The sequence below is a fragment of the Micromonospora gifhornensis genome (assembly GCF_016863515.1).
Classification (GTDB): domain Bacteria; phylum Actinomycetota; class Actinomycetes; order Mycobacteriales; family Micromonosporaceae; genus Micromonospora; species Micromonospora gifhornensis.
Window position 1 is genome coordinate 370575 of record NZ_BOPA01000010.1, and the last position, 11778, is coordinate 382352.

9 protein-coding genes and 2 pseudogenes are annotated in these 11778 nt (G+C 72.0%); 7 read left to right on the plus strand and 4 right to left on the minus strand.

The window, feature by feature from the left end; translation table 11 throughout:
- Positions 1 to 135: 135 nt before the first annotated feature.
- Positions 136 to 1377 carry a glutamate-5-semialdehyde dehydrogenase gene (locus tag Vgi01_RS06250; protein WP_204290408.1) on the minus strand — a complete coding sequence of 414 codons (1242 nt, stop codon included), beginning with the start codon at positions 1375 to 1377 and terminating at the stop codon, positions 136 to 138.
- A 77-nt stretch (positions 1378 to 1454) separates the two neighbouring features.
- Positions 1455 to 2564: a glutamate 5-kinase gene (proB, locus tag Vgi01_RS06255; protein ID WP_199180331.1), complete on the minus strand. Its 1110-nt coding sequence runs from the start codon at positions 2562 to 2564 to the stop codon at positions 1455 to 1457.
- Positions 2565 to 2625: 61 nt separating this feature from the next.
- On the opposite strand from proB, the gene Vgi01_RS06260 reads away from it, so the two are divergent.
- The 5 genes from Vgi01_RS06260 to Vgi01_RS06280 all read left to right on the plus strand — a co-directional run bounded on the left by Vgi01_RS06260 (position 2626) and on the right by Vgi01_RS06280 (position 7972).
- Positions 2626 to 2940, plus strand: coding sequence for an MGMT family protein (locus Vgi01_RS06260; RefSeq protein ID WP_204290409.1), 315 nt, complete (start codon positions 2626 to 2628; stop codon positions 2938 to 2940).
- 32 nt (positions 2941 to 2972) lie between these two features.
- The gene (locus Vgi01_RS06265) at positions 2973 to 4403 is read left to right on the plus strand and encodes an MFS transporter (RefSeq protein ID WP_204290410.1); all 1431 of its coding nucleotides are present in this window, start codon (positions 2973 to 2975) and stop codon (positions 4401 to 4403) included.
- Positions 4400 to 5899 (plus strand): pyridoxal phosphate-dependent decarboxylase family protein, encoded by a 1500-nt coding sequence (locus Vgi01_RS06270; RefSeq protein ID WP_204290411.1) that lies wholly within the window; start codon positions 4400 to 4402, stop codon positions 5897 to 5899. Before Vgi01_RS06265 ends, Vgi01_RS06270 begins: the two co-directional genes overlap by 4 nt.
- A 106-nt stretch (positions 5900 to 6005) precedes the next feature.
- On the plus strand, positions 6006 to 6614 hold the full coding sequence (locus tag Vgi01_RS06275; protein WP_204290412.1) for an NADH-quinone oxidoreductase subunit B: 609 nt from the start codon (positions 6006 to 6008) through the stop codon (positions 6612 to 6614).
- Between the two features lie 41 nt (positions 6615 to 6655).
- The gene (locus Vgi01_RS06280) at positions 6656 to 7972 is read left to right on the plus strand and encodes a DUF2252 domain-containing protein (protein ID WP_102660312.1); all 1317 of its coding nucleotides are present in this window, start codon (positions 6656 to 6658) and stop codon (positions 7970 to 7972) included.
- A gap of 26 nt (positions 7973 to 7998) precedes the next feature.
- Here the strand turns inward: Vgi01_RS06280 and Vgi01_RS06285 are convergent, their stop codons facing one another.
- Positions 7999 to 9045, minus strand: a complete 1047-nt coding sequence (locus Vgi01_RS06285) for a glucose 1-dehydrogenase (protein ID WP_204290413.1) — start codon at positions 9043 to 9045, stop codon at positions 7999 to 8001.
- A gap of 234 nt (positions 9046 to 9279) precedes the next feature.
- Here Vgi01_RS06285 and Vgi01_RS06290 point away from each other — a divergent pair.
- Both Vgi01_RS06290 and Vgi01_RS06295 read left to right on the plus strand, forming a co-directional pair.
- A pseudogene (locus tag Vgi01_RS06290) lies at positions 9280 to 9879 on the plus strand (NADH-quinone oxidoreductase subunit C); the annotation flags it as partial.
- A 314-nt stretch (positions 9880 to 10193) separates the two neighbouring features.
- Complete coding sequence (locus Vgi01_RS06295) at positions 10194 to 11156, plus strand: complex I subunit 1/NuoH family protein (RefSeq protein ID WP_013735991.1); 963 nt, start codon at positions 10194 to 10196, stop codon at positions 11154 to 11156.
- Positions 11157 to 11581: 425 nt separating this feature from the next.
- Here Vgi01_RS06295 and Vgi01_RS06300 read toward each other — a convergent pair.
- Positions 11582 to 11778, minus strand: a pseudogene (locus Vgi01_RS06300) (Rv0361 family membrane protein); the annotation flags it as partial.

Below are 11778 nucleotides of genomic sequence, written 5' to 3' on the forward strand. Positions count from 1 at the left end.
CGATCTTGCAGCTTGTGTCGCGACAAAAGCCCTAGAAAGGGGCGAACTGGCGACCAGAAGTGCAAGATCGCGGGGGCCGGGGGCCGGGGGCCGGGGGCCGGGGGCCGGGGGGTGGGGGGCGGGGGGCGGGGGGGGTTAGCGGAGGTGGCCGGTGCCGGTTACCACGTACTTGGTGCTGGTTAGTTCGGGGAGGCCCATGGGGCCCCGGGCGTGCAGCTTCTGGGTGGAGATGCCGATCTCGGCGCCGAAGCCGAACTCGCCGCCGTCGGTGAACCGGGTTGAGGCGTTCACCATGACTGCGGCCGAGTCGACGCGGGCCACGAACTCTCGGGCGGCGGCCTGCGAGTCGGTGACGATGGCTTCGGTGTGGCCGCTGCCGTACCGCCGGATGTGCGCGACCGCCGCGTCGAGCGAGTCGACGACGGCGACCGAGATGTCGGCGCTGAGGTATTCGGTGCCGAAGTCCTCGTCGGTGGCGGGGACCACCGTGTCGGAGAACCGGGCCACCTCGGCGGTGCCGTGCACGGTCACGCCGGCCTCGGCGAAGGCGGCCAGCATCGGCGGCAGGAAGTCGTCGGCGACTGCCGCGTGCACCAGCAGCGACTCGGCGGTGTTGCAGGTCGACAGCCGCTGCGTCTTGGCGTTCAGGGTGATCGACACGGCCATCGACAGGTCGGCGGCGGCGTCGACGTAGACGTGGCAGTTGCCAACCCCGGTCTCGATCACCGGCACGGTGGACTCCTCGACCACGGCCCGGATCAGCGACGCCCCGCCGCGCGGGATCAGCACGTCCACCAGGCCCCGGGCGCGCATCAGTTCCTTGACCGAGTCGCGGGTGCTGGAGTCGAGCAGTTGCACCGCGTCCGCGGGCAGGCCGGCACCGACGATCGCGTCGCGCAGCACCGCCACCAGCGCCGTGTTGGAGTGCGCGGCCGACGACGAGCCGCGCAGCAGCGCCGCGTTACCGGATTTCAGGCAGATGCCGGCGGCGTCCACGGTGACGTTCGGCCGTCCCTCGTAGACGATGCCGACCACGCCGAACGGCACCCGGATCTGCCGCAGCTCCAGCCCGTTGGGCAGGGTCGAGCCGCGTACCACCTCACCCACCGGGTCGGGCAGCGCGGCCATCTGGCGCAGCGCGTCGGCGATGCCGGCCATCCGGCCCTCGTCGAGGGCGAGCCGGTCCAGCACGGCCGCGCTCAGTCCGGCTTCGCGTCCGGCCGCCAGGTCCGCGGCGTTCGCGGCCAGGATCTCCGGGGTACGCGTCACCAGCGCGTCGGCCATCGCGTTCAGCGCGGCGTCCTTGGCGGTACGCGTCGTCACGGCCAACGTCTCCGCTGCGGTCCGCGCCCGACGTGCCTGCTCGGTCACGCTCATCCCATGCTCCTCACAGTGTTAGGAGGGGGCCCTTGTAATACACCAGGCGTTAATAAGGGGCCCTTCCTTACCAGCATCTACAGCAGTACGAGGTCGTCGCGGTGGACGACCTCACGTTCGTACGCCGGGCCGAGCGCCGCAGCAAGGTCGGAGGTGGAGCGTCCGAGCAGGCCGGGCAGTTCGACCGCGTCGTAGTTGACGAGTCCTCGGGCGACCGGGGCACCGGCGGTGTCGACCAGGTCGACAGGGTCGCCGGCGGTGAACGCCCCGTCCACCGCGGTGATCCCGGCCGGCAGCAGCGACTTGCGTCGGCCGACGACGGCGGCGACCGCACCGGGGTCGAGGTGCAACCGGCCCCGGGGCGAGGTTGCGTGGGCGAGCCAGAACAGCCGGGCCGCCGGCCGTGTGGAGCTGGGGTGGAAGAAGGTGCCGACCGGCTCACCGGCCAGCGCCGCGACGGCCTGCGTGGCGGAGGTGAGCACCACCGGGATGCCGAATCCGGTGGCGATCCGGGCCGCCTCGACCTTTGTCACCATGCCGCCGGTGCCGACACCGGAGCGGCCGGCGCCGCCGATGTCGACGCCGGCCAGGTCCGACTCGTCGCGTACCTCGGCGATGCGGCGTGCGCCGGGGCGTGACGGGTTGTCCGTCCAGAGGGCGTCGACGTCGGAGAGCAGCACCAGCAGGTCGGCGTCGACGAGCGCGGCCACCAGGGCGGCCAGCCGGTCGTTGTCGCCGAACCGGATCTCCTGGGTGGCGACCGTGTCGTTCTCGTTGACGATCGGTACGGCCCGCAGGTCGAGCAGCTTGCGCAGGGTGCGGTACGCGTTGCGGTAGTGCGCCCGTCGGGTCACGTCGTCGACGGTCAGCAGCACCTGCCCGACGGTGCGACCGTGCCGCGCGAACGCGGCGGCGTACCGCCCGATCAGCAGGCCCTGGCCGACGCTCGCGGCGGCCTGCTGGGTGGCCAGGTCGCGCGGACGCCGGGCCAACCCGAGCGGCGCGAGACCGGCGGCGATCGCGCCGGAGGAGACGAGCACCACCTCGCGGCCGTCGGCGGTACGCGTGTCGAGCGCGTCGACAAGCGCGTCGAGACGCTCGTCGTCCAACCCGCCGGTGGCGGTGGTCAACGAGGAGGATCCGATCTTGACGACGACCCGTCGGGCCGTGGTGACTGCGTCGCGCACTCGCCTATTCTGCGCTGTCGTCGGCGCGCCACCCGTCGGCGTTCCCATACTCTGGCTGGTCGTGACACCAGACGAGTACGTCGAGGCGGTGCTGGAACTGGTCGACCGGATCCCGCTCGGTCGGGTGATGTCGTACGGGGCGGTCGCGGACGCGCTCGCCGAGCGTTCGGGTCGGACGTCCGCCCGGCTGGTCGGCTCGATCATGGCCCGGCACGGTGCTGAAGTCGGATGGCACCGGGTGGTCAACGCAAGCGGTGCGATGCCGCCTCGGATCGCTGCCGAGGCGCGGGCGCGCTGGCTCGCCGAGGGTACGCCGCTGCGCCAGGACCGGGTGGACATGAGAGCCGCCAGTTGGCGGCCCGGTGAGGGGGTGTGACGAGAGCCATAACGTGAGTAACATTCGGCGCCATGACCGCACCGCCGAGTGGATCCGGCGCACCGGCCCTGCCCCGCAAGGTGCACGCCGGCTATGCGCTCGGCTCGCTGGCCACCGGGGCGTTCGGCACCGTGCCGGGGCTGTTGCTGCTGCCGTACCTGACCGACACGCTCGGCGTGGCCGCCGGCGTCGCGGCGTTGCTGGTGCTCCTGCCGAAGGCGTGGGACGTGCTGGTCAACCCGGTCGCCGGGCGGATCTCCGATCGGACCCGCTCCCGCTGGGGCGCCCGGCGGCCGTACCTGCTCGTCGGTGGGCTGGCGCTGGCCGTACTCTTCGGGTCGATCTTCGCGGCGCCGTTCGGTGCCGGGTCGGCGGCCGGGGCGTACGTCGCCGTCGCCTTCCTGGCCACGGCGACCGCGTTCGCCTTCTTCCAGGTGCCGTACGTGGCCATGCCGGCCGAGTTGACGAGCGACTACGCCGAACGTACCCGGATGATGACCTGGCGGATCGCGGTGCTGGCGCTTGCCATCCTGGTCTCCGGTGCGGTGGCCCCACTGGTCCGCGACGCGGCCGGCGGTGGCCTGTCCGGACACCGCTGGATGGGGCTGTTCGTCGCCGCGCTGATCGCGCTCGGTGCGGTCGGCGCGTTCCTGGGCACCCGGTCCGCGCCCCAGCAGGTGGTCACCGAGAGCGAGCCGAGCCTGCGGGCCCAACTCGCGGTGGCCGGCCGCAACCGGCCGTTCCGGGCGCTGCTGCTCTGCTTCGTGGTGCAGTCCGCCGGGGTGGCGACGATCCTCGCCGGGGTGCAGTACTTCGCCGACCAGATCCTGCGCGACCCGAAGACCGGCCCGACCCTGCTGTTCCTCTGCTTTGTCGGGCCCGCGCTTGTGGTGATGCCACTGTGGTCGCGGGTGGGAGCCCGGCTGGGCAAGCTCGCCGGGCTGGTGATCGCGTCGCTGATCCTGGCCGGCGGTGGGCTGGCGCTTGTCGCCGCGCCGCTGCTGCCCGCCGCCGTGATCTACCTGCTGGTCGCGTTGATCGGTGTCGGGTACGCCGGGCAGCAGGTGTTCGCGTTGGCCATGCTCCCGGACTGCATCGCGTACGACACCGCCCGCACCGGCCGCCGTCAGGCCGGCGTCTTCACCGGCCTGTGGACCGCGGGGGAGACCTTCGGCCTGGCGCTGGGCCCCGGCATCTACGGCCTGGTGCTCGCCCTGACCGGCTACGTCTCCTCCACCACCGGCACCGCCGCCGCCCAGTCCGACACCGCCCGCCTCGGCGTCCTTCTGGGCTTCACCATCCTCCCCGCCCTCCTCATCGCCCTGTCCACCCTCCTCCTCCGCCCCTACAACCTCACCGAAGCCCTCCTCCTCACCACCACCACCACTTTGTCCGCCGATCATGGAGTTGTGGTCGGGATAAAAGCCGCAAACCAGCACGAAGAGGGGACGACAAGTCCATGATCGACGAGAGTATGGGGGCGTTGCCCGCGCGCGGTGTGGCGGCGGAGCGGGTGTTGGGGGAGGTACGGGAGTTGCGGGGGCTGGACCGGCCTACGCATGGGGGGCGGTTGTTCGCCTATGTGTACGACCCGGGGGTGGCGGGGCTGGACGAGTTGGCGGCCGCTGCCTACGCCGAGAGTGCTCATGTCAACGGGCTTGATCCGACTGCGTTTCCGTCGCTGTTGACGATGGAGAATGCGCTGGTGGGGGCGGCGGCTCGGGTGCTCGGCGGTGGGCCGGGCACGAGCGCGCCGGAGGTGGTCGGCAGCGTCACCAGCGGTGGCACCGAGTCACTGATCCTGGCCGTGAAGGCGGCCCGGGACGCCCGGCCGGAGATCGCCACGCCCCGCATCGTGGTGCCGGCGAGCGCACACGCGGCGTTCGCCAAAGCGGCGCACTACCTGCGGGTGAAGATCGATTCGGTGCCGATCGACCCGGAGACGCTCCGGCCGGCGGTCGCCGATGTGGCCGCCGCGATCGGGCCCGAGACGGTCCTGGTGGTCTGCTCCGCCCCGTCGTACGCGCACGGTGTCATCGACCCGGTCACGCAGATCGCCGAGGTGGCCGCCGCAGCCGGGGTGCGCTGCCACGTCGACGCCTGCTTCGGCGGCTGGACCCTGCCGTACCTGCGCCGCCTCGGCGAGCCGGTGCCCGCCTTCGACTTCGCCGTACCCGGCGTCACCTCGATCTCGGTGGACCTGCACAAGTACGCGTACGCCCCGAAGGGCGTCTCGGTGCTGCTGCATCGCGATCCGGCGCTGCGGGCACCGCAGTACTTCGCGTACGCCGACTGGCCCGGGTACACGATGATCAACCCGGTGATCTCCTCGACCCGCTCGGGCGGGCCGATCGCCGCCGCGTACGCCACCCTGCGACACCTCGGCGACGACGGCTACCTGGAGCTGACCCGGCGGACCCGCGACGCCGCACGGGTGCTGGCCGACGCCGTACGCGGGGTCGACGGGTTGCGGCTGATCACCGAGCCGGAGTCGACAGTCGTCTGCTTCACCAGCACCGACTCCGGGCCCGACCTGTTCGTCCTGGTCGACGAGCTGGCGGCCCGGGGCTGGCACACCCAACCCCAGCTCACGTACGCCGGACTGCCGCGCAGCGTGCACCTGACGGTGACCGCGGCGGTGGCCCCCCGGGCGGCGGAGTTCGCCGCGGACCTGGCCGAGGCGGTCGCCGCGGCCGGTGTCGCCGGGCCGGTCACCCTGCCACCGGAACTACTCGCGCTGGCCGGTGCGCTCTCCCCGGAGGCGCTCACTGCTGAACTGGTCGCGAGCCTGGCCGCCGGGCTGGGCCTCGGCACGGTCGGCGGGCCGGACTCCGGCGCGGGCGGCGGGCTGCCGGAGCGGATGGCACCGGTGAACACCCTGCTCGACGCCGCGCCACCGGCGCTGCGCGAGCGACTGCTCGTCGAGTTCGTAAGCCTGCTGCAGCGCCCGTCCTACTGACCCGCCAGTGTTAAGAAGGGGCCCCTGTACAACGCCAGGCGTTAACAGGGGCCCTTCCTTACCGAAAGGGCTGTGGTTGACTGTCGAGGAACGGAAGGGGGCGGTCGTGCAGCTACCGGCGGTGCTCGGCGAGCCGATCCGGTTCGTGCTCAACTGGGGCCGGCGCTACTCGCTCTGGGTCTTCAACTTCGGGCTGGCCTGCTGCGCCATCGAGTTCATCGCGACAAGCATGTCCCGGCACGACTTCATGCGTCTCGGTGTCATCCCGTTCGCCCACGGACCCCGCCAGGCCGACCTGATGGTGGTCTCCGGCACGGTCACCGACAAGATGGCCCCGGCGATCAAGCGGCTCTACGACCAGATGCCCGAGCCCAAGTACGTCATCTCCTTCGGCGCCTGCTCCAACTGCGGCGGCCCCTACTGGGACTCGTACTCGGTGACCAAGGGTGTCGACCAGCTCATCCCGGTCGACGTCTACGTGCCGGGCTGCCCGCCCCGGCCCGAGGCGCTGCTGCACGGCATCCTCCGTCTGCAGGAGAAGATCGCCGCCGAGCAGTCCGGCATCGGCGGGGTGCCGCGCCCCGACCCGCTCGCCCCGCCCACCGACACCGCGCCCGGCGACCTTTCACCCGGCGACCTCCCACCCGGTGGCGGCGTGATGCCGCGCTCCACCGCCTCGCTGACCGCCCCGCCGGTACGCCCGCCGAACGCCTGATCCGCCGCCGAGGTGGCGGCCGGGAGCTAGCGTACGGATTCATGACCGACCTCGCGGAGAAACGTTCCGCCTTCATCGTCGAGGTGCTGGCCCAGGAGTTCGGTGCGCTGATGGCGCTCGACCCGGCCGCCTTCCGCCGTAAATTTCGCAAAATGGCTGCCTCCCCGTTCGCCTTCTACCGGGGCAGCGCCAGCCTCTTCTACGCCGACCAGCGTGGCGACTTCGCCGACGATCGCTTCCTCGACGACCGGACCAGTCGAGTGTGGATCCACGGTGACCTGCACGCGGAGAACTTCGGCACGTACATGAACGGCTCCGGCCAGCTCGTGTTCAACGTCAACGACTTCGACGAGGCGTACGTCGGGCCGTTCACCTGGGACCTGCGACGCTTCGTCGCCAGCGTGGCGCTGATCGGCTACACCAAGGCGCTCTCCGACCGGGTGATCAGCGAGCTGGTGGCCGGCTTCGCCGAGAGCTACCTGACCGAGTTGCGGGCCATCGCCGAGGGCGGTGACGACGCCATCGGGTCGATCACCCTCGACAACGCCGACGGTGTGCTGCGCCGGGTGCTCCAGCAGGCCCGGCTCAACACCCGGGTCGACCTGCTGCGGGAGCAGACCACGATCGACGCGTACGAGCGGCGGTTCTCCCTGCGCGACGGGGTGTACGAGGTCGACGGCGACGTGCGGGCCAAGGTATGTGCGGCGTTCGAGGCGTACCTGGACACCCTGCCGGCGGCGACCGCGCAGAACCGGCCCCTGGCGGCGCAGATCAAGGATGTGGTGCTGCGCAAGGGCGTGGGCATCGGTTCGGCCGGGCTGCCCTCGTACAACCTCCTGTTGGAGGGGCACACGCAGGCGCTGGAGAACGACGTCATCATCTACATGAAGCAGGCCCAGGTGCCGGCGGTCGCCCGGCACGTCGACGACGAGGGGGTCCGCGGCTACTTCCGGCACCAGGGCCACCGCACCGCCGAGTCGCAGCGGGCCCTGCAGGCGCACGCCGACCCGTGGGTGGGCTTCACCGAGCTGGACGGGGTGGGTCAGCTCGTCGCCGAGGTCTCCCCGTACGCCGCCGACCTGGACTGGGCCGACGTCAACGAGCCCGAGGAACTGGCCGGGGTGCTGGCCGACCTGGGTCGGGCGGTCGCCCGGATGCACTCGGTCGCCGACGACGAGTCCAGCCACGACCTGGTCGACTACTCGACCGAGGAGGCGATCGTCGCGGTGGTGGCCGCCGACCCGGCCGGCTTCGTCGCGCACCTGGTCGACTTCGCCCACGCGTACGGGGTCCGGGCTCGCCAGGATCACCAGCTCTTCGTCGACCTGTTCCGCAACGGTCGGCTGCCCGGCATCTGACGCGGTGTCGTCCCCCGGCCGGCGGGTCAGGCGGTGAAGTCGAGGATCACCTTGATGTCCTGCGGGCCGGGGGAGTACGCGGCGGCGTACTCCGACAGCGGCACCCGCCGGGTGATCAGCGAGGCCAGCCACGACCGGTCGGCCTGGGACAGGGCCTCGGCGGCGGCGTCCCAGTGCCGTCGGTTGGCGTTGACCGAGCCGAACACCACGTTGTTCTCCAGGACCAGGGTGCGGTTGAGCGAACCGGCGTCGAGGTCGACGGTCCGGCCGCCGCTGGAGACCCCGGCCAGGCAGACGATCCCGGTGGGCGCGACCTTGTACATCGCTTCGAGGACGACCGCCGGTGCGCCGGTGCACTCGACGATGACGTCCGGTTCGAAGTCGAGCTTGTCGATCGAGCCGGCGTGGTAGGTGGCGCCGAGGGCGCCCGCCAACGCCGGCTTCGGCCCGTCGGTGGCCAGGTCCAGCACGTGTACGGAGAGGCCGCGCTGACTGGCCAGCAGGGCGGCCAGCAGGCCGATCGGACCGGCTCCGGTGATCAACGCCGTACGCGGCTGCCACTCCGCCCGCTGCCCGATGCGGAAGATGTGGTCCCACGCCTTGACCACCACGCTCGTCGGTTCGAGCAGCACGCCCACCTCGCTTAAGGCGGGGTCCAGCCCGACGGCGAACCGGGGCTGGATCCGCCAGCGTTGCCGGGCGAAGCCGGGCAGCGCCTTGATGCCGTGCTCGGTGAACATGTCGTTGCGGCACATGTCCCACTCGTCGACCGCGCAGTTCGGGCAGGGCACCGGGTCGGGATGCCTGACGATCCCGGCCACCAGGTCGCCGGCTTGCAGGGTGCCGGTCGGGTCCTCGATCACCCGGCCCAGCGACTCGTGCCCGAGCACCAGATGATCCGTGCCGGGTGGGGCCTCGCCGTACTTGCCCTCGATGATTTCGAGGTCCGTGCCGCAGACCCCCACCGCGAGCGCCTCCACCAGGATCGAACCCTCCTCCGTGGTCGGCTCCGGGTAGTCGTCGAGCAGCCGCAGCGAGCCGGGTACCCCTGGAATGACAGTCACAGCGCGCACGCCCCCATCCTGGTCCGCAGCGGCTGGAGCCCGCCGGAAAAGCCGGGATTGCCACCCGGCGGCGTGCCCCACCCCGTCGTCCACGTCGCACCGGGGTCGACGGTGGCGACGGTGGCGATGCACCGCGGTTGGTGGTGACGACGCACCGGGTCGACGGTGGTGTCGTACCGCGGTTGGTGACGGCGTCCCACCGGGGCAGCGCGGCACGCCGTGTACGGCCATAGGATCAGCTGCATGACACCGGAAGAGGCCGGCCAGCGGCTCGTCGCGCTGCTCGCACCCGTCGAGGCCACCGCGACGGTCTCCGGAGGTCAGGCGCATGCGCGGGCCACCGTCGACGTACCTGCTTCGAAGTGGCGGGCGGCGCTGCTGGCCGCGCGGGACGACGCCGAGCTGGCCTGCGACTTCTTCGACTGGCTCTCCGCCGTCGACGAGCTGGCCGAAGGCTTCGACGTGGTGGTCCACCTCTGGTCGACCACGCACCGGCACGGTCTGCTGCTGCGGGCACGGGTGCCCCGGGCGACACCGACGATCGACTCGGTGGTGTCGGTCTATCCCGGCGCGGCCTGGCACGAGCGGGAGACCCACGAAATGTTCGGCATCGACTTCGCCGGACACGACGACCTGCGCCCGCTGCTGCTGCCACCGGAGTTCGAGGGCCATCCGCTGCGCAAGGAGTTCGTGCTCGCCTCCCGGGTCGCCAAGCCCTGGCCCGGCGCGAAAGAACCGGGCGAGTCCGAGGCCGGAGGTGGCCGCCGACCGATCCGGCCACCCGGCGTACCCGCCCCGGGAGAGTGGGGCACCACCTCGACCCCGGCCGGTGCCGGTGGCGCCGGAGAGGGCCCGCGCGGCGGCACCCCGGCTCGACCCGCCCGGGAACGACCGGCCCGTCCGGCCCCGGGCGCACGCACCCCCCGTACCCCTCCCACCCCCGGTGCCCCGGCCCTCACACCCCCCGACGCTCCCGCTCCGGCGGGCGACAGCCCGGCGTCCGGCGGCCCGGCTTCCGGTCCGGGTGCTGGCACAGCTTCCGGTCCGGGTGGTGGCCCGGCGTCCGGTTCGGCCGTCGACCGGGAGGCGGGTCCGGTAGCTGGCGGGCCGGAGAGCCACGTCGAGGGCGGGCAACCAGACGAGGGGGGTACGCCCTGATGCCACTGTGGCTGGAACTGGTGATCCGGATCGGCGGCGTGCTGGTCGCCTTCCTCGTGCTGCCGCTGCTTGTCGGACAGGCCGAGCACAAGGTGATGGCACACATGCAGGGCCGGCTCGGCCCGATGTACGCGGGCGGGTTCCACGGCTGGGCGCAACTCGTCGCGGACGGGGTGAAGTTCGTACAGAAGGAGGACGTCACCCCGCGCGCGGCGGACCGGCCGGTGTTCCGGCTGGCACCGGCGGTGGCCCTGGTGCCGTACCTGCTGGCCCTGCTTGTCATCCCGCTCGGCCCGAACGATCTGGTGGGCCAGCCGCTCGACGTCGGTCTGTTCTTCGTGCTCGCGGTGGTCGGCGTCGGCGTGCTCGCCGTGCTGATGTCCGCCTGGGCGTCGGCCAACAAGTACAGCCTGCTCGGCGGGGTACGCGGCGCCGCCCAACTGCTCGGCTACGAGCTGCCGCTGGTGCTGGCCGCCGCCTCGGTGGCGATGGCAGCCGGGACGCTGAGCCTCTCCGGCATCGTCGAGGCGTGGCAGCCGTGGTGGCTGATCTGGCAGGCCCCCGCGATGGTGGTCTTCTTCCTGGCCGGGCTGGCCGAGATCCGCCGGCCACCGTTCGACATGCCGGTGGCCGACTCGGAACTGGTCTTCGGCTACATGACCGAGTACACCGGCCTACGGTTCGCGTTCCTGCTGCTCGCCGAGTACGTCGGCATCGTGGTGATCGCCGCGCTGACCACCGTGCTGTTCCTCGGTGGCTGGCAGGGCCCCTTCGCCGACGCCCAGCTCGGCTGGCTCTGGACACTACTCAAGATCGCCGCTGTCAGCTTCGTGATCATCTGGCTGCGGGTCTCCTACCCCCGCCTCCGCGAGGACCAACTCCAACGCCTCTGCTGGCTGATCCTCGTCCCCACCGCCCTGGCCCAACTGGTCCTCACCGCCGCCGTCCGCCTAGCCCTCTAAACCCCACCCTCCCCACCCTCCCCACCCCAGGGCACTTGCGCGCCCCCCACTCCAGGGACTTGCGCGCACCCCTCCCCACCCCGCGCGCCCGCACCTGCGCGCACCCCTCCCCACCCCGCGCCGCCCACCCACCCCGCGCACCTGTGCACCCCACGCACCCTCCCGCCCCACGCACCCTCCCGCCCCGCGCGCCCTCCCACCCTCTGCACCTGTGCACCCCACGCGCCTCCCACTCGCACCCTCACGTCACGCCCTCACCCCGCCCACGCCTTCACCACGCGATCTTGCACTTCTGGTCGCCGTTCGGCGGCTTATGTCCCCTTCGGGGCGACCCAAAGTGCAAGATCGCGGAACCAAGGCCGGCCTCCGGCCGCGCCCGAGCCCACACCCGCGCGATCTTGCACTTTGGGTCGCTGTTCTGCGGCTTATACACCTTTCGCGGCGACGAGAAGTGCAAGATCGCGGGGCCGGGGTGGTCCGACCGGGGCGCCCGGGCCGGGGGTGGCCCGGGCCGGGGGTGGTCCGGGCCGGGGGTGGTCCGGGTCGGGGGTGGCCCGAGGTCGGGGTGGGCGGGCCGAGGTCGGGGTGGGTGGGCCGAGGTCGGGGTGGGTGGGGCGGGGGT

Bases quoted from the DNA above. Each gene is read 5' to 3' on its own strand.
- Vgi01_RS06250 (WP_204290408.1), bottom strand. From the start codon at position 1,377: ATGAGCGTGACCGAGCAGGCACGTCGGGCGCGGACCGCAGCGGAGACG.
- Vgi01_RS06265 (WP_204290410.1), top strand. From the start codon at position 2,973: ATGACCGCACCGCCGAGTGGATCCGGCGCACCGGCCCTGCCCCGCAAG.
- Vgi01_RS06270 (WP_204290411.1), top strand. From the start codon at position 4,400: ATGATCGACGAGAGTATGGGGGCGTTGCCCGCGCGCGGTGTGGCGGCG.
- Vgi01_RS06280 (WP_102660312.1), top strand. From the start codon at position 6,656: ATGACCGACCTCGCGGAGAAACGTTCCGCCTTCATCGTCGAGGTGCTG.
- Vgi01_RS06295 (WP_013735991.1), top strand. From the start codon at position 10,194: ATGCCACTGTGGCTGGAACTGGTGATCCGGATCGGCGGCGTGCTGGTC.